Source organism: Streptomyces sp. NPDC036813 (assembly GCF_055609245.1).
Window position 1 is genome coordinate 72,874 of sequence record NZ_JBVJPV010000026.1, and the last position, 16,982, is coordinate 89,855.

General features: G+C 69.5%; 16 protein-coding genes and 3 pseudogenes. 10 read left to right on the top strand and 9 right to left on the bottom strand.

What is annotated here, in order from left to right:
- The first annotated feature begins 76 nt into the window (after window positions 1–76).
- Window positions 77–1,195 carry an NADH:flavin oxidoreductase gene (locus ACZ67Q_RS36865; RefSeq protein WP_471191167.1) on the top strand — a complete coding sequence of 373 codons (1,119 nt, stop codon included), beginning with the start codon at window positions 77–79 and terminating at the stop codon, window positions 1,193–1,195.
- Between the two features lie 297 nt (window positions 1,196–1,492).
- Here ACZ67Q_RS36865 and ACZ67Q_RS36870 read toward each other — a convergent pair whose 3' ends face one another.
- Together ACZ67Q_RS36870 and ACZ67Q_RS36875 are read right to left on the bottom strand one after the other, a co-directional pair.
- A complete protein-coding gene (locus tag ACZ67Q_RS36870) occupies window positions 1,493–1,735 on the bottom strand; it encodes a hypothetical protein (protein ID WP_471191170.1) in 243 nt (80 codons plus the stop codon).
- A 316-nt stretch (window positions 1,736–2,051) separates the two neighbouring features.
- On the bottom strand, window positions 2,052–2,777 hold the full coding sequence (locus ACZ67Q_RS36875) for a dienelactone hydrolase family protein (protein ID WP_471191172.1): 726 nt from the start codon (window positions 2,775–2,777) through the stop codon (window positions 2,052–2,054).
- Here ACZ67Q_RS36875 and ACZ67Q_RS36880 point away from each other — a divergent pair.
- From ACZ67Q_RS36880 to ACZ67Q_RS36905, 6 genes and pseudogenes are all read left to right on the top strand, one after another.
- Window positions 2,776–2,928 (top strand): hypothetical protein, encoded by a 153-nt coding sequence (locus ACZ67Q_RS36880; RefSeq protein WP_471191226.1) that lies wholly within the window; start codon window positions 2,776–2,778, stop codon window positions 2,926–2,928. The two genes, ACZ67Q_RS36875 and ACZ67Q_RS36880, sit on opposite strands and share 2 nt — an antisense overlap.
- 83 nt (window positions 2,929–3,011) lie before the next feature.
- Window positions 3,012–4,049: pseudogene (locus tag ACZ67Q_RS36885) on the top strand (ATP-binding cassette domain-containing protein); the annotation flags it as partial.
- A 99-nt stretch (window positions 4,050–4,148) separates the two neighbouring features.
- Window positions 4,149–4,775, top strand: a complete 627-nt coding sequence (locus tag ACZ67Q_RS36890) for an SRPBCC family protein (RefSeq protein WP_471191220.1) — start codon at window positions 4,149–4,151, stop codon at window positions 4,773–4,775.
- 36 nt (window positions 4,776–4,811) lie between these two features.
- Window positions 4,812–7,121: an FdhF/YdeP family oxidoreductase gene (locus ACZ67Q_RS36895; RefSeq protein WP_471191175.1), complete on the top strand. Its 2,310-nt coding sequence runs from the start codon at window positions 4,812–4,814 to the stop codon at window positions 7,119–7,121.
- Between the two features lie 45 nt (window positions 7,122–7,166).
- Window positions 7,167–7,277: pseudogene (locus tag ACZ67Q_RS36900) on the top strand (IS5/IS1182 family transposase); the annotation flags it as partial.
- Between the two features lie 165 nt (window positions 7,278–7,442).
- Window positions 7,443–7,826, top strand: coding sequence for a hypothetical protein (locus ACZ67Q_RS36905; RefSeq protein WP_471191178.1), 384 nt, complete (start codon window positions 7,443–7,445; stop codon window positions 7,824–7,826).
- Between the two features lie 72 nt (window positions 7,827–7,898).
- Here the strand turns inward: ACZ67Q_RS36905 and ACZ67Q_RS36910 are convergent.
- Together ACZ67Q_RS36910 and ACZ67Q_RS36915 are read right to left on the bottom strand one after the other, a co-directional pair.
- Window positions 7,899–8,225, bottom strand: a pseudogene (locus ACZ67Q_RS36910) (transposase); the annotation flags it as partial.
- Window positions 8,123–8,464: a transposase gene (locus ACZ67Q_RS36915; protein WP_471191223.1), complete on the bottom strand. Its 342-nt coding sequence runs from the start codon at window positions 8,462–8,464 to the stop codon at window positions 8,123–8,125. The gene ACZ67Q_RS36915 and the pseudogene ACZ67Q_RS36910, both read right to left, overlap by 103 nt.
- 343 nt (window positions 8,465–8,807) lie before the next feature.
- Between ACZ67Q_RS36915 and ACZ67Q_RS36920 the strand changes: the two genes are divergently transcribed.
- On the top strand, window positions 8,808–8,987 hold the full coding sequence (locus ACZ67Q_RS36920; protein WP_471191181.1) for a hypothetical protein: 180 nt from the start codon (window positions 8,808–8,810) through the stop codon (window positions 8,985–8,987).
- 451 nt (window positions 8,988–9,438) lie between these two features.
- On the opposite strand, the gene ACZ67Q_RS36925 is transcribed toward ACZ67Q_RS36920, so the two are convergent.
- The 5 genes from ACZ67Q_RS36925 to ACZ67Q_RS36945 all read right to left on the bottom strand — a co-directional run bounded on the left by ACZ67Q_RS36925 (window position 9,439) and on the right by ACZ67Q_RS36945 (window position 14,498).
- Window positions 9,439–10,107: a histidine phosphatase family protein gene (locus tag ACZ67Q_RS36925; RefSeq protein ID WP_471191184.1), complete on the bottom strand. Its 669-nt coding sequence runs from the start codon at window positions 10,105–10,107 to the stop codon at window positions 9,439–9,441.
- Window positions 10,104–11,804 carry a GMC family oxidoreductase gene (locus ACZ67Q_RS36930; protein ID WP_471191187.1) on the bottom strand — a complete coding sequence of 567 codons (1,701 nt, stop codon included), beginning with the start codon at window positions 11,802–11,804 and terminating at the stop codon, window positions 10,104–10,106. The genes ACZ67Q_RS36925 and ACZ67Q_RS36930 overlap by 4 nt, the downstream gene beginning before the upstream one ends.
- Before the next feature lie 18 nt (window positions 11,805–11,822).
- Window positions 11,823–12,230 carry a sugar dehydrogenase complex small subunit gene (locus tag ACZ67Q_RS36935; RefSeq protein WP_471191190.1) on the bottom strand — a complete coding sequence of 136 codons (408 nt, stop codon included), beginning with the start codon at window positions 12,228–12,230 and terminating at the stop codon, window positions 11,823–11,825.
- 14 nt (window positions 12,231–12,244) lie between these two features.
- Window positions 12,245–13,093, bottom strand: coding sequence for a nuclease (locus ACZ67Q_RS36940; protein ID WP_471191193.1), 849 nt, complete (start codon window positions 13,091–13,093; stop codon window positions 12,245–12,247).
- Window positions 13,094–13,736: 643 nt separating this feature from the next.
- Window positions 13,737–14,498 (bottom strand): DeoR/GlpR family DNA-binding transcription regulator, encoded by a 762-nt coding sequence (locus tag ACZ67Q_RS36945; protein WP_471191196.1) that lies wholly within the window; start codon window positions 14,496–14,498, stop codon window positions 13,737–13,739.
- Between the two features lie 70 nt (window positions 14,499–14,568).
- On the opposite strand from ACZ67Q_RS36945, the gene ACZ67Q_RS36950 reads away from it, so the two are divergent.
- Both ACZ67Q_RS36950 and ACZ67Q_RS36955 read left to right on the top strand, forming a co-directional pair.
- Window positions 14,569–15,795, top strand: coding sequence for an MFS transporter (locus ACZ67Q_RS36950; RefSeq protein WP_471191199.1), 1,227 nt, complete (start codon window positions 14,569–14,571; stop codon window positions 15,793–15,795).
- Window positions 15,796–16,225: 430 nt separating this feature from the next.
- Entirely contained in the window at window positions 16,226–16,810 is a 585-nt protein-coding gene (locus ACZ67Q_RS36955; protein ID WP_471191202.1) for a TerD family protein, read from the top strand.
- Window positions 16,811–16,982 lie beyond the last annotated feature (172 nt).

The following is a 16,982-nucleotide window of genomic DNA, read 5'->3' on the forward strand; positions in this document are numbered from 1 at the left end:
CACCCCACCATGTACCGACCGCATCGTTCGCATGCCCTTGCCGTGCGATCGGCCCTCTGTCGAAGGCGATTGACTGATGCCCAGCAATTTGGCCGCACGTGCCAAGGACTTACTGGTCCGCCCCTTCTCCCTGGGAAGCCTCACTCTTCCCAACCGCGTCGTCATGGCGCCGATGACGCGAGAGTTCTCCCCCGACGGCGTCCCGGGCAGGGATGTGGCGCGGTACTACGCCCGGCGGGCGGCCGGCGGCGTCGGCCTGATCATCACCGAGGGCACGTACGTCGGCCATGACTCGGCGGGGAGCAGCGCCCGGGTCCCACGTTTCCACGGCGACGACGCACTCGCCGGCTGGTCCGCGGTGGCGGACGCGGTGCACGACGCAGGCGGCCGGATTGTGCCGCAGCTGTGGCACGTGGGCATGGAACGCGCCGCCGGAGCCCCACCGGTGCCCGACGCCCCTCGGGTCGGTCCCTCCGGCATCGCACTGGACGGTTCGGTGGCGGGGGAGGCGATGACGCACGCGGATATCGACCGCGTGATCGCGGCCTACGCCACAGCCGCAGCTTCGGCCGAGGCGGCCGGCTTCGACGGCATCGAGATCCACGGCGGGCACGGCTATCTCATCGACCAGTTCTTCTGGGCCCACACCAACAAGCGCAGCGACGCGTACGGCGGCGATGTCGCCTCCCGCGCCCGGTTTGCCGCAGAGGTCGTGGCGGCCTGCCGTGAGTCCGTGTCCGAGGACTTCCCGATCCTCTTCCGGCTCTCCCAGTGGAAGATGAACGCCTTCCAAGCGAAGGTCGCCGAGACGCCGCAGGAACTGGAGACCATTCTCAGCCTGCTCACCGAGGCGGGCACCGACGCCTTCCACTGCTCCACCCGCCGCTTTCACCTGCCGGAGTTCGACGGCTCCGACCTCAACCTCGCGGGCTGGGCGAAGAAACTCACCGGCAAACCGTCCATCACCGTGGGAGCGGTGGGCCTCAGCAACGAGTTCCTCCAGGTCTTTCAGGGCGAACAGGCAGGCGTCACCGACATCGGCGGCCTGCTCGCCCGTCTGGAACGGGAGGAGTTCGACCTCGTGGCGGTCGGCCGGGCTCTCCTGGGTGATCCCGACTGGCTGAACAAGGTACTCAGCGGCCGAACCGAGGAGCTCAACCCCTTCCACGTGGGCCTCGTCCGCACCCTCGACTGAGCCGCCCGACAGTGCGAAGACGATCGCTGGCTCGTGTTCCGGATCGGTCCCGTCGGCGGCCGGCGTCGGTGAGAGGCGACATCGAGTCGTGGTCCCCGGAGCGGCACGACAAGTGTGTGGGCCAGGCAGAGCAGTTGCTGCTCAGTCCCGATGACGCGTGGCAGGCCGCGAAGGTATCGGGTGGCGCTGTCGGGGCAACGCGTCCAACGCCTCGTGGGTCGCCTCGCTCTGCTGGGCGGTGAGTTCAGAGGGGATTCTCGCGCTGCGGCTGCGGCTGCGGCTGCGGCTGCGTCGCAGTCAGTTGAGGACCGCGTAGACGTTGCCGGCTTCCGCTTCACTCTCCAGCTCGCGGCCCGAGGCGGCGCACATGTCACCGCGGTCACCAGAGACCCGGCGCACTCGGAGGAGCTGCGCGCACTCGGTGCTGACGAGCTCGTCACAGATCTGACCTGGCTCAAGGACATCGAGCCGGTGCACGGAGTGGTCGACCTGACCGGAGGCCCTCACATGGTCGCCGCACACGAGGCCTTGGCGGAGCACGGTGGTGAGCGCAGGTCACATCTCCGGCGACGGCCGAACGGAAAGGCCGCCGTGTGCGGGGAGAAGCCATGATCGACATCTACTGAACGGAGCGAGTGAAGAGGCTCAGGCGTTTGCGTACAGCGGCCTCTGCCCTGCCCGAGGAGCATCCGAGCGTGTCCAGGCCGACATCGCGGTGTGCGGGGGGCCGCAACGCGCCGGACGAGCGATGACCAGCGGCATGCCGGCCGCACCTTCCGCTCGGCTCGGCGCCACTGAGAGGGGCCTGGCGGTTGACCGACCTGCTACTCGGCCCGGATCGGGGTTGCTGCCAGGATCATTCCGTCACGGGCAGGCACTCGGCGAGCAGGTCGACGATGTCGCGCCAGGCTCGCTGCGCGTGCCGTGGGTGGTGGCCGACGCCGGGGAGCACGCTCTGGTCGACCGGCGGATGGTGGAAGGCGTGCAAGGCGCCGCCGTAGACCACGAGGCGCCAGTCGACGCCCGCGGCCTGCATCTCGGCGGTGAACGCTTCCCGTTGCGCGGGCGGCATGATCGGGTCTTCCGATCCGACCCCGGCCCATACCGGGCAGCGAATGCGTGCTGCCTCGCCCGGCCGGCCTGTGGTCACTGCGTTGACCGTCCCGATCGCCCGCAGGTTGACGCCGTCGCGCCCGAGTTCCAGCCCGATGGCGCCCCCGGTGCCGTAACCGACGGCGGCGATCCGGTCGGGGTCGGTCCGCGGCTCGGCGCGCACCACGTCGAGCGCCGCGTGGCCGATGCCCCGCATCCGGTCGGGGTCGGCGAGCAGCGGCGTGCAACGGGCCAGCATCTCGTCGGGGTCGCGCAAATAGCGCCCGCCGTGAATGTCGAAGGCCAGTGCCACGTACCCCAGCTCGGCGAGCGCATCGGCCCGGCGGCGCTCGACGTCGCTGAGTCCAGGGCCCTCCGGCCCCACCAGGACCGCGGGCCGGCGTTCGGCACCGGCCGGCAGCGCGAGGTGCCCGATCATGGTCAGGCCGTCGGCCGGGTACTCCACCGTGCGCGTTGTCACCCTCGTCATGAGAGGGACGATAGTGATCGCCGAGTCCGCTCGGACCGCTGTTCTGCCGCCGGCAGAACACTGTCTGAACCGGCTGGTGGTCGTGGAACTGTGGGGCTCGGTCGAGCCCCGGGCCATCGCGGCGATGGTCGCCTCCGCGGGGGCCCGCTGACACTGACCGGCGTCCCCGCCGGAGTCGACCCGGCACCTGTCCTGCCGTACCTCTCCAACGGTGACGATCTGGCTGACGTCGGCCTCACCGCCGCACCGCGCACCCTGCGGATCGCCCTGCTCTCCACTCCGGCGGGTGGTGCGTTCCTCGTCGCGGCCTGGGGTGCCTTCGCCGCGGCTGGCGGTGACCGGCCGGATCGACCCGGCCGTCACCACGACGGCCGTGATCGTCGTCCAGACCACGCTCGCGGCGCTCTCACAGGTCGTCGTCAACGGTGCCGCCGGCTTTCATGCCAGCCGGTACCTGGGCGACATGCCGGCCTTCTTCGACGATGCCGCCGCCCGCGCACCCCGGCGCGGGCCGGGCCGGCTCACCGCGCCGGGGGAGGAGATCCGGCTGGAGGACGTCGTCTACCGGTACGCGGGCAAGGACAAGCCAGCGGTCGACCATGTGTCCCTGACCCTGAGGCGTGGCCAGAGCCTCGCCGTCGTCGGCGCGAACGGTTTGGGGAAGTCCACCCTCACCCGGCTGCTCCCGGCATCCACCTTCCTGACCAGGGCACCGGCACCAGGAACGGCACTCACCTCGCGAATCTCACCTTGGGCCGGCCCCGCACCCGGGACGACCTTCCCGTATGGGAAGTCGTCGACGCCGTCGGACTACGGGAGGCCGTCGAGGACCTGCCCTGCGGTCTGGACACGCTGCTGTTCCGGGAGGTCTGCGGCGGGTCCGAGCTGTCCGACGGCCGCTGGCAGCGCATCGACTGCTCCAGGGCTCTGCACCGGTGGCCCGAGCTGCTCATCTTCGTCGAGCCCACCGCCCAGATGGACCCCCGCGGCGAACACCGGATCTTCGAGCGGATCAGCTCCATCGCCGCCGACCGCATCACCATCGTGATCACCCACCGTCTGGAGAACACCAGGGCCGCCGATCAGGTCGTCGTCATGGAGCACGGCCACCTGCCGGGGCACGGTGAGTGGCGGGTGGCCGTGCCCGGGGTGAAGCTGGAGGCGACCGCCGGGCACCGAGAAGCCTGTGACCGGCGCCCCTCCCGCGCCCCGGGCCGGGCACCCTTCTCGCGATCGGGCCCATCCACCCAGGACGCCGACCTGGTCGGGTGACTCGAAACCCGGGATCGGGGAACCGGAGGAGATGCCCTGACCCACGAGGGGAGGCCGGGTGCCCGGACGCCCGGCTCCCTCACCGGAAGAAGGACCATGATGGCGCACGAAGACGACGGCGGGCAGGCCGAGCCCAACACGCCGGGTATGCGCACCGACGGCGACGGCGACGGCGTCACGCGCCGCCGTCCGCTGGGCGAGCGGCACGTCGAGGAGACGGTCGAGGTCGCGGTGCCGGTCCGCACGGCGTACAACCAGTGGACTCAGTTCAAGACGTTCCCGCGTTTCTCGGCCGTGGTGCGCGACGTCGCGCAGATCAGGCCCACCGTCACCGTGTGGACCATCGGCTACGGCCCCCTGCGCCACCGTTTCTCGGTCGAGACCGTGGAACAGGACCCCGACGCCTACCTCGCCTGGCGTGGCCTGGAGCAGCACCCCTCGCACCAGGGCGAGGTGGAGTTCAGGCCGACGGAGTCCGGCGGCACCGCGATCACGGTCCGGATGTTCCTCCAGCCGCACGGAGCCGCGAAGGTCCTCACCCGCTCGTCCAGGGTCGCGAGGCTGACCGCCCGGCTGGTGCGCGGGGAACTGGTCAACTTCAAGCACTTCATCGAAGGGCTCGGTCAGGAGGGCGGTGCCTGGCGCGGCACCATCCGCAACGGCCGTGTTCAGCACGACACCCCGGAACCGCCCAGGAGCCGTGTCGCCCAGTGGCCCGTCGGCTGACCCGCGTACCGCCCACGGCAAGAGAAAGGCCAAGCGATGCAGAACCCGCCCGGTGAGGAGCCGGAGACCTCCCTCTTGACACCGCCGAAGAAGTGGGCGGCCGGGGTCCCCGCCGTCGTGCACGCGCTGGAGTACTCCCTGGAGCAGACCTCCCCGCGCAAGACGGGGGTGGACCTGCTCACCATGAACCAGGTGGGCGGGATCGACTGCCCCGGCTGCGCGTGGGCGGACCCCGCCCCGGGCCGGCGCCACCGCAACGAGTACTGCGAGAACGGCGCCAAGCACATCAACGACGAAGCCACGACGCGCCGGATCACCGCCGACTTCTTCCGCGAGCACAGCGTGTCCGATCTGGCCGCCCGTTCCGACATGTGGCTCAATCAGCAGGGCCGGCTCACCGAGCCGATGATCAAACGGCCCGGATCGGACCACTACGAGCCCATCGGCTGGAACGACGCCCTGGGCGTCCTCGCGCAGGAACTGAGGGGGCTGGACTCGCCTGACGAGGCGGTCTTCTACACCTCCGGCCGGGCCAGCAACGAAGCCGCTTTCGTCTTCCAGCTCTTCGCCCGCGCCTTCGGCACCAACAACCTGCCCGACTGCAGCAACATGTGCCACGAGTCCAGCGGCTTCGCCCTGAACGAGACGCTGGGCGTCGGCAAGGGCACCGTGAGTCTCGACGACCTCCACCATGCGGACCTGATCTTCCTGGTGGGACAGAACCCGGGCAGCAATCACCCGCGGCAGCTCTCGGCCCTGGAGGAGGCCAAGCGCAACGGCGGCCGCATCGTGGCCGTGAACCCGCTGCCGGAGGCGGGGCTGCGACGCTTCAAGAACCCGCAGAAGCCGCGCGGGGTCGTGGGGCGGGGCACCCAGATCGCCGACCGCTTCCTGCACATCAAGCCGGGCGGGGACCTCGCCCTGTTCCAGGCACTGAACCGGCTGCTGCTGGAGGCGGAGGACGCGCGTCCCGGCACCGTCCTGGACCACGACTTCATCAACGCCCACACCTCCGGTTTCGAGGAGTTCGCCCGGCACGCCCGCACCGTCGACTGGGACGACGTGCGCGCGGCGACGGGACTGACCCGCGAGGAGATCGAGAAGGTCCGCGACGAGGTCCTGCAGAGCGAACGCGTCATCGTCTGCTGGGCCATGGGCATCACCCAGCACAAACACGGCGTGCCCACCATCCGGGAGATCGTCAACTTCCTGATCCTGCGCGGCAATCTGGGGCGTGCCGGCACGGGCGCCTGCCCGGTGCGCGGCCACAGCAACGTCCAGGGCGACCGCACCATGGGCATCTGGGAGCAGATGCCGGACACCTTCCTGGACGCCCTGCAGAAGGAGTTCGGCTTCGATCCGCCGCGCCCGCACGGCCTGGACTCGGTGAACTCCATCAAGGCGATGCTGGATAGCCGCGTCAAGGTCTTCCTCGCCCTGGCAGGCAACTTCGTGCGCGCGGCGCCCGACAGCGACGTCACCGAGAAGGCGATGCGTTCGTGCCGGCTGACCGCCCACATCTCCACCAAGCTCAACCGCTCGCACACGGTCTGCGGCGACACCGCGCTTATCCTGCCGACGCTGGGGCGCACCGAGCGTGATGTCCAGGCCGACGGCGAGCAGTTCGTCACCGTCGAGAACTCCATGAGCGAGGTGCACACCTCCCAGGGACGGCTCGAACCGGCCTCGCGCATGCTGCTGAGCGAGGTCGCCATCCTGTGCCGGCTCGCCCGGCTGAGCCTCGACGGCGAGGGGGACATCCCCTGGGCCAAGTTCGAGGGCGACTACAACACCATCCGCGACAGCATCTCCCGGATCGTGCCGGGCTTCCACGACTTCAACGCCCGGGTGACCCGTCCGGGAGGCTTCCAGCTGCCCAATCCGGTCAACGAGGGCGTGTTCCGGACCGCGACCGGCAAGGCCCGGTTCACCTGCAACGAGCGGGTGGTCCCGCGGGCCCCCGAGGGACACCTGCTGCTGCAGACCCTGCGCTCGCACGACCAGTGGAACACCGTCCCGTACACCAACAACGACCGCTACCGCGGCATCCACGGCAGCCGCCACGTCGTCCTCGTCAACCCGGCCGACCTGTCAGAACTCGGCCTTGTCCAGGGCGATCGCGTGGACCTGGTGAGTGTCTGGGAGGACGGCACCGAGCGCCGGGCGGAGAACTTCGAGGTCGTGTCCTACCCGGCGGCCAAGGGTTCGGCCGCCGCCTACTACCCGGAGACGAACGTCCTGGTGCCGCTCGACAGCGTCGCTGACATGAGCAACCAGCCCACGTCGAAGGGCATCGTCGTCCGCCTCGAGCCCACTGGCGACCGGTCCCGGCCGGCACCCGTCTGACCGAGACCGAGGACGCCGCACCCCGGCGGGGACGTCCCCGCTCCGATAGCGGGCTGCTCAGGGGTGACCGCCTGGCGCCGCCTGGGGGACTGGACCGAGGCCGGGGTCTGGCCCCGCCTGCATGCAGTACTCCTCGGCGAACCACGAATGGCGGGGTGGCCCAGTGGTCTCGGGATCGGCGCCGTTGCGGCGAGGGCTGACGACGCCAACCCGATGAGCCGTTTGCGTCGGCCGCCGTGAGCCCTGCGCGTCGCCGCATCCCGGAGGAGCCCACCCGAAGGGCGGAGCCCAGAGAACCGGCGAAGGGGGAATGTCAAGGACATGACTTTGCCTGAGGACATGAACGGTAGTGGTGTCACGAGGGTGGGCGCGCGGCCGTTCGCCGAAGTTGAACGTGCACTTCACGAACTGGCGATCAACGGCGCGGAGCGTTCGTCGCAGTTCTTCATCGGGGCGGCAGCGGCGTACGAGTGGGCGCTCGGGCGTATCGAGAATCCCCCGGTGACCGGCCGTGGCGGCCGTGGCGTCCTTGATCTGCCTCGGCTGACGTCTGAGTTGGACGCGGCTGCTGTCCTGCTCGAAATCCCTGATGATCAGCCCGGCAGCCTTGACTTCGTGCGCGGGGTTCGCACGGCTCTGGCGTGGGTGTGCGGTGATGACCAGGTCCGTGTGGCCGGCAGGGCACAAAGCCGTGACCTTACGTGACCTCGCCGAGCGCCGATCGAGCGGCTGATCTTCTGGGTATCCGGGCCGGAGAGCCAGGCCGTTTCCTTCGGGTCACCTCGCGGACCAGATGAAGATGGCGGCGAGGTGAAGTCCGGCGAGGTAGATGGTGGCGGTCTTGTCGTAGCGACTGGCCAGGCCGCGCCACTGCTTGAACGTGTTGATGCACCGCTCGACCGTGTTGCGCTGCTTGTACGCCTCGCGGCCGAAGGTCGGCGGGCGCCCACCGAGGCGGCCGAGCCGCTTGCGGTTGGCGGCCTGGTCGGCGGGCTGCGGGATCACGGCCCGGCTTCCACGGCGCCGCAGGTGGCGGCGGATCGCCCGCGACGAATAGGCCTTGTCGGCCAGGACCACATCCGGCGTGATCCTGGGGCGGCCGTTCCGCCGGGGCACCCGTAAACGGGCCATGTCGTCCGGCTCGCCGGCCGGGGCCCTTTGTGGGAGCCCTTCCACGAGCCGAAGTGCTCGGGCAGGTCCATCCACGGAGTGCCGGTGGCGTACTTGAACGCGATCGGGCCGATCGCCTGCCGGTGATCAGGCCACCGCCCAACCCGCCGAGGTGTCCGGTCCGGCAGCAGCGGCTCGATGCGTGCCCACTGGGCGTCAGCCCAACGACACACATCAACCAACAATCCGATGTTCTGAAAAAACGGCCCAGGCGATACGCAGTGCAGGTCTGCCGGGTGTCAGTGCACTGCGGTGGCCCGCGTCATGATGGCGAACTCCATGTATTTCGGGAGCTGAACATGATCCGGAACCCGGAACCGTGCCCCCTGGCCTGCATCCCTGTAACCCGGCGCGGCGCCGTCGCGTGTGTCAGCTTTGTGTTGTTCTCCAATGGTTTACCCGCCCGATGTAGCGGTCGGGACGCGAAGGTCCCACGGCGCCGAGGGGCCGTCGCGCGGAGTGTTTGCACTGGCCGCGAGGAGGGTCCACAGTCGGGAGTGGAGACAGGAGAACGCCGTGATCGTCCTCGCTACCCTACTTCTCATCATCGGGACGATCTTGCTTATCCTCGGGACGATTTTGATCGCTCTCGGAGCTTTCTTGATTGCTGCCGGGATGCTCTTGATCATCATGGGGATGGTCTTGATCGCAGCAGGTGTGTACTTGCTCCTTCGTAAAGCGCTGAGGCACCACTGACCCCGGGGGCAGCGTCATCGGGTCAAGCCGGACACGGAGTCGCGCAGGCGCAGGGACGGCCGACTGCGGAGTGTCCGACGCGGGCCGTGACGTCCAGGTGTGACATCCGTCGCGCAGTGTAGGCCGCGGTCGTGGACCGACTGGAGGAGCTTGTCCGCGACGTGTCAGGGGTGTTGGACAACCTCGCCCGGAGGAGCACACCGCCCGGCGCAAACGAGGTCGACACCGACGCCCTCTCGGCATCAGTTCGGAGCAGCTCCCGAGCCAGGATGCGCCCCTGGGGCGCACCGAATGCGGGTTCGGCCCCACCTGGGGCTTCCCTGGTCATGGCCGCTCCGGACGAGTCGGGGCCGCAGCGCCAGCGCCAGCGCCCGGGCGATGGCGACGCGTAGACACTGACCGCCGGAGAACTCGCGGGCAGACGGGCCGCAGCGTCGGCGGGGAGGCGGGGTCACCGGACCTGCCGCAGGTGGGCTGTGTCGTTGAGCCTTGCCAGCGCGGCGGTGTGGTTGCCGAATCGGTCGTGGCCCAGTTCGAACCAGGTCAGGGAGGCGTGATCGGTTCGGAAGGTCACGTGGGAGGCGGATTCGGGCTTCAGGTCCAGGAGCAGGTGGCAGGCGGCCTGGACGGTTTCGCCGTGGACCGTGAGGAGCACCGTCTGCCCCTGGTGGAGGTTCAGCAGCGTTTTGAGGTGGTCGGTGGCGCGGTGGAGGTAGTCGTTCCAGGGCTCGGCTCCTTGAGCGTATGGCCGGTCGGGGTGCGTGTGAGGTGCGCCCCGGAAGGCGGTCTCGACGTCGTCCCAGAGCCGGCCGTCCGCTGCTCCGTGGTGCGGGCCGTCAAGCCCTGGGTCGGTCACCATCCTGAGGCCGAGTTCCGCGGCGAGGATGAGGCCGCTCTCCGCGAGGCGCCGTCGAGGGCCGCTGTAGAGGGCGTCGATGGGATGCCCGTCCCGCTGCTCGGCTGCTGCCAGGCGAGCTGCGAGCCGGGTGACTTGTTCGCGTCCGAGGCCCGTCAGGCCGGTGCAGGTCTTCGGGCCGCCTACGCGGCCCTTGACGTTGCATTCGGCCTGTCCGTGCCGTGCCAGTAGCAGACGCGTCGTGGCGCCGGGGGAAACGGTCACAGCGTGGCGGCGAGGGCCTCGGCGCTGCGCAGGGTCAGTGCGGCCAAGGTGAGGGTGGGGTTGGCGGTTCCGCCGGTGGGAAAGACGGAAGAGCCGACGACCCACACGTTGGGATGGGCGTGGGACCGTCCGTGCGCGTCGACGACGGACGCGGTCGGGTCGGTGCCCATGCGCATGGTGCCCATCAGGTGCCCGGCGCCGTTGTAGTTCAGCCCTGCTTCCGGGGCGGCGACCTCTGTGGCGCCGGCGTTGTCCTCGAGGTGCTTCCAGATGCCGCGGGCGACGGAGTCACCGAAGGCGAGCGTCTTCTTGGAGTAGTCGTCGATGTGGTACGTGATCTTTGGGCGCCGTACTCCCAGCCCGTCCGTCTTGTCGGACAGGGTGACCCTGTTGGCCGGGTCGGGTAGTTGTTCCGTGGAGTAGCCGATGCGCACCATGCGGGTGACGCGGTCGGCGATCTGCTGCTGGAGGGCCTTGCCGAAGACTTTGATCTTCTGCGCTCCGGCGTCCCACAGGTCGCGGTCGAGGGTCGTAGCCGGTGACTCGGTGCGGCCCCAGCCGTCGTTGCCGATGGTGATGCGGAAGGCGCCCTTGTCGGAGCGGAACGCGCCGTCGCGGAAGGTTTCGATGCTCAGGATCGACTGAGGGCCCCGGAAGGGGAACAGGGGCTGCCCGAAGAGCCCGACGACCTCGTTGGCCAGGTGATCCATCAGGTTGCGGCCGACCTGGTCGCTGCGGTTGTCCAGGCCGGACAGCAGCCACAGCTTTGGCGTCTCGACGGCGTTGAGTGCCAGCACCACATGGGTACCGGTCACTTCTTCCTCGGCCTTTTCGGTGGTGGTCCAATCGCGGAACAGCACGGTCGGGGCCGCGCTGTCGGGGCGGGGTTCCAGTCGGACGACGACGCAGCCGGTGCGCAGTTCGACACCGAGCTCGTCGCGGGCCCGGCGGACGTGTACCGAGGCGTCGTACTTGGCGCCGGACGGGCAGACGGGGATGCAGCTGGAGTTGCCCTGGCAGGCGCTACGGCCCTGGTATTCCTGCGAGTTGCGCGCCTGAGGCGTGGTTAGGACGGTGACGGGCGTGCCCTCGATGGGACAGATGCCGTCCAGGGCTTTGCGTACGAGTTGGTCGCTGTAGCTCGGTGCGATCCCGGGCATGGGGAAATCGGTGCTGCGGGGCGTGAGCGCCGGATCCCACTCCTCACGGTTGCCGGAAACACCGAGTTCGGCTTCGGCTCGTGCGTAGTACGGCTCCAGCTCGTCGTAGGTGAGGGGCCAGTCCTCGCCGATGTTGTACAGGGTCTTCAACCGGAAGTCGTTCGGCAGGAACCGGGGTGTGTTGCCACGCCATGCCCAGGTGCTGCCGCCCACCATGCGCTGGAAGCCGCTCTTGAACAGGTCCGGTCCGGCCTCGTCGTAGTAGCGGTTCATCACCTCCTTGTTGCCGGTGCCGTCCGAGGACGGGGCGTAGCCCAGTGTGTTGTTGGGCAGGCCGTCGTAGGGAGAGGGCACGTTCTTGATCGGCGAGACCTGGTAGGCGTCGACGAACGTGTCGCGTTCCTGGGAGTCCAGGGCGTTGTCGCCGGCGTCCAGCAGCAGTACACGGGCGTCGGGTCGGGCTTGCTTGATCTGGCAGGCGCACAGGGCGCCGGCCACGCCGGCTCCGACGATGACGACGTCGTACGGGGATTCCATGGAATCTGCGTCCTTGCCTCAGGGATGCTGGGCCCAGTAGCCGTACCCGGACGGTGCGGGCGGGGTGGGGGCGGCGGAGATCGGGTGGGCCTGGATCACCTTCCACACCAGGCCGGCCCGGTACTGGTCGGGTGTCGCCGGAGGGTCCATGGTGTTGTCGGGTCTGGCGAACTGGGCGGTGTACCAGACGGTGATGGTCTCGCGCGCGACGCGGGCCAGGGCGGTGTCGGCATCCATGGCCGCCTGAAGCGCGGTCGCCGGGTCGGGGGCCGTGGACGCCGAGCGGTAGGCGCTGATCAGCCTGGGGAGGTCGGTGGCGAACGCGGCGGTCAGGCGTTGCCGGTAGGCCTCCGCCAGCGCGGGGTCGAGCGTGGGCTCACCGGTGAGCAGCTCGGACAGGGCGAGGAAGTCTGCGGCGTCGGTCACGGGTCCCGCGCCTCTCAGCCCTCGTCGAAGAGCAGGTCTTCGACCGGGCGGGTCATGCGGACGGTGTGGCCGTTGGTGACGGAGACGACGTGGTGCAGGCCCACGAGGCGCTCACCGGTGGGCAGGACGGTCAGCATGTCTTCCTTGCCCGCGAGGTAGGCGGGGAAGCAGGCGATCGACATACCGAGCTGGAAGTAGTCCACCAGCCGCCGGAACAGTTTGGGCATGATCACCGCGTGGTCGGTGATGCTGGACAGGTCGTCGACCTTGAACCCTGTCGTGGTCACGTCCTGCGACCACACGCCTTGACGGGCCGTCCGGGCGCTCTGGGCGACGGTGGTGAGTTCCTGCCGCAGCTCGGTGAACAGGCCGGCGTAGAAGGTCGGATAGACGAGGCCCAGCGCGGCCAGGTGGTGGTTGGCGGTCTGCTTGAGCAGAGGTACGTCCACGTTCACCGCCGTTCCGCTGGCCGCGGGAGGCGCACCCCGGCCGGCGAAGGCCACGGCACGGTTGTTGACGTCACCGCCTCCGGTGAGGACCCAGCCGGGCACGGTCTCGGGGGTCGAGGCGGTGACTTTCTCGTTCGGCTGCCGTTCCACGGTGTTGAAGCCGAGCCAGCTGAGGAGTTCCGACGCGGCGGCGTGGGCGAACTCCAGGGGCTGGTGCTCCCCGGCGTAGTGGGTCTCGAGTGCGTCGATGCCCTCCAGGCGGAGGGACGCATCGCCGGTGGTGGAGGCGATCACAGGGTGCTTGCCACCGACGAGCTTCCACTCATCGGGGTTGTCGGCGACGAAGTGGACGGTGTCCCCGTCGGGCTGAGTGTTTTTCAGGCGGTACTTGCCTTGGATGAGCAGCAGAGGCATGGGGGCTCCTGTGGGGACGCGAGGGGAGCAGGCGGGGGAAGCCGCCGTACGGACACCTGGGCGGGATTCGAACGTACAGACATGGTGCCCATAACGAACAAAGGGGTCGTCTTGAGTGATGGATCCGGACCGAGACGCGCTGCATCCAGTTGTCGCGGCCGTTCTTTTTGGTGGGCACGGTTCAATAGGGGCAGGAGGTGGCGGTCGCCCACCGGCTGTGAGTGTGCCTGTGCAGTGCAGTTATCGCTGCTTCGAATTCGCAACAGCGGCACCGTAGATGCCGATTGCGGAGAGTTTTGCCTGCGGCTCCCGACCCGCTGAAAACCCTCCTCTCACCAGTCTGATACGCCCACGGTGTAGTGCAAATTCTGGCCGCAGGTGCTTGGTTGAGGGCTTAACGAAACATGTGCCGGAGGAGAGCCGCTCCAACGCTGCCGCCGTGCCAGAAACTCTTTTGATCTTCGACCGGATCGCCCGGAGTCGCTGGTCACAGAACTTGAGCGAGAACCCGATTCGGCAGCGCCGCCCTTGTCGGCCTGTTCGATGGCGCGGGTTGACGCAGCTGGGCCGACTCCGGCCCGCCGCTCTTCGCTTCCCCGGTGAGCGGCTCCTCATCGACGCGGGCTTGCGGATCGGCGGTTTGTCAGACGGCTTTGACGACGGTCCCCGAGCCTTCGAGTGCGGCGACCTCGTCGGTGGCCGCGGTGGTGTCGGTGACGAGGGTGTGCAGGAGCGTGGCGGGGCCGACGTGGGCGTAGGCGGTGCGGCCGAGTTTGCCGCCGTCCGTGGCGACGACGATGCGGCGGGCCGAGGCGATGGCCGCCTTCTTCACCGCGGCGTCGTCGAGGTCGTAGGCGGTCAGGCCCTCGGCAGCGCTCAGGCCGCAGCAGCCGATGACCGCGGTGTCGAAGCGCAGCGCGGCCAGGGAGGCAAGGGTGAGGGGGCCGGTCAGGGCTCCTTCAGCGGCGCGGGGCCGTCCGCCTGGCACCATCAGCGTGGCCTTGCCTGGGGGGTCGCTGAGGACGTGGATGGCCTGGAGGGACAGGGGCATCACGGTTACCGGCCGCTCGCGCAGGAGGCGGGCCACCTCCAGGCAGGTGGTGCCGCTGTCCAGCAGAACGCTCTCGCCGTCGGCGATGAGCGAGGACACCTCGGCGGCGATCCGGCGCTTGGCGTCGACGGCCTCGCGGGCGCGCAGCGCGAAAGGCGGCTCCTCGCCCCGCAGCAGCAGGGTTCGCGCGCCGCCGCGGACGCGTTCGAGCACTCCCTGGCCGGCGAGTACGTCGAGGTCACGCCGGATGGTCATCTCGGAAGCGCCGGTCAGCGCGACGAGTTCGTGGACGGTGACCTGGCCCGACTCCCTGACGGCCTGCGCGATGAGGGAGTGACGGTCTGCGTTGCTCATACCCGCGATTGAACACCACCCCGAAACAAACATTCAAGACGTTCGAACAGCAGCCTTTCAAACATTGAGAATGTTCGTTACGGTGGGTGGTGTGAACCCTTCGCTTCGAGCCGCCCGCGCGGCGACCTTCACCTACTTCGTCCTGGCCGGCAGCCTGATGGGCACCTGGGTGGTGCACATCCCCGTCATCGAGACGCGGGTCGACATCAGCCACGCCACCCTCGGGAGCCTGCTGGTGCTGCTCGGGCTCGGAGCCTTCGCCGGCATGCAGGTGGCCGGCCCCCTGACCGACCGCCTCGGACCACGCCTCGTGGTCCCCGCCACCGGGGTCCTGGCCAGCGCCACCCTGGTCCTGCCCGGCCTGGCCCACGACCCGTGGACGCTTGCAGGGGCCCTGCTGGCCTTCGGCTTCTGCAACGGCTGCCTGGACGTGAGCATGAACGCCCACGCCGTCCACGTGGAGAAGGCCTACGGCCGGCCCGTCATGTCGGCCTTCCACGCCACCTTCTCCGTCGGCGGCGTCATCGCCGCACTCACCGCGGTCGGCGCTGCCAGCGCCGGCATGACCCCGGTCGCCACGCTCGGCGCCTCCGCCGCGCTCGGCATCGTGATCGCACTGGCCCTGGCCCGCGGCCTGCTGCCCGGCACACCCGCCACCGTCGCCGCCGCCCCTGCCGAGCAGGCTCCAGCCGCCGGGCGTCGCGGCATCGCCGGACGGATCTGGATCCTGGCCGCGCTGGCGTTCACGACGATGCTGTGTGAGGGAGCCGCCAACGACTGGAGCACCCTGCACCTCAAGGACGTCCTCGGCGCTCCGGCAAGCACCGCCGCTTTCGGATACGGCACGTTCGCCGCGGCGATGACCACCGGTCGTCTCCTCGCGGACCGGTTCGCCACGCGGTTCGGGTCGATGGCGGTCCTGCGCCACGGCTCGGCCACGGCCGCCGTCGGCATCACGATCGCCGCCCTCGCCCCGTCGGCATGGACCGCGTTCGTGGGCTGGGCCCTGTTCGGCCTGGGCCTGTCGGGCTGCATCCCCCAGCTGTTCAGCGCCGCGGGCCACGCCGACCCCGCCGCGGCCGGCGCGAACGTCTCCCGGGTCGCCGGGCTCGGCTACCTCGGGATGCTCGCCGGACCCGCCGTCATCGGCTGGCTGACCCATCTCACCGCACTGAACCACACCTTCCTGCTGCTGACCCTGCTCTGCGCCACCACCGCCATAGCCGCCGGCATCCTGCGCACCGGCTCCGGCGCCACCCCCGAGCCGGAACCCGAGCCGGCATCCAGCAGCCACTGACCGCCGGTGCGGCACCACCCTGACACATCGAATTCCCGGCGGCCTGGCTGCTGACCTTCACCGCGTGCAGCCGGGCGGTCAGTAGTTTCTCCTGGTCCAGCTGCAGGGTGGGTTCCGGCCGGTTCACCGGAGCCCAGCGGCGACGCCGACGGTGCGGCCCCCTCCATGCCAAGAGGCGGGGGTGGACACGGGGGACGGGTGCCGAGCGCCGAGGCTCGGGCCGGGGCACGGGACGAGGTGCCGGGCGCGTAACCGGGTTCGGTTGCTCCTGGCGGCGTTCTTTCTCGTCCTCCTGCTTCGACGGCGGTGGCTGGGTTGCGGGTGCGGTCCCGGCCTGCCGGATGCCAACGAGGAGCGATCGCTTGGAACCGCCGAGGGCCCGGACAGACTCTGCATGTTGTAGTTGCGCTTTGAAAGGGATGGCCGATACATGATCACGCTCACCAAAGAAGACGGCCCGGCGGACCTCGACGGGGTGACACATCTGTCCATCGGGGTGTCCTGGGATGCCACGGCCGGCAGCAGCGGCGGAGTGCTGGGCGCGCTGCGCCGTAAGCAGGGCACGGACCTCGACCTGATTGCCGTGGCCATGCAGGGCAGTGACCCGGTGCGCCTGGCTGGTCTCGACTCGCTCGACCCCATGGGAAACGGCTCGTTGGTGCACAGCGGTGACAACCAGACGGGACACGGGGCCGGCGACGACGAGACGGTGACCGTCGAATTCGCCCGGATACCGCCCCACATCACGTCGATCGTGTTCGTCGCCGCCGCATTCAAGAAGGGCAGCTCCTTCCAGAAAGCGCGCAACATCAGCTTCAAGGTCTACGACGCGACCGGCGGCAGCTCCCAGCAGGTCGCCGACATCTGGCCCAGCCTCCTCACCCAGGACAACGGCTGCGCCGTGGCCAAGGCGGTGCGCCACGGCGGAACCTGGAAACTCGAAGTGATCAACCAGCCCGGGAAGATCAAGCAAGGCGACGAACACGCCCTGATGCGTTTCGCCATCAGCAAGTAAGGCGGCCCAAGGGCCTGCAGCGGTGGGGGGGGGGGGGGGGGGGGGGGGGGGGGCCGCCCCCCGGGGGGGGGCCCCCCCCCCCCCCCCCCCGGGGCGGCCCCCCCCCCCCCCCCCCCCCGACGCCGGCATGATCCAAACGACAGGGCCTAGATGTATTGATCACGAGCGTTGT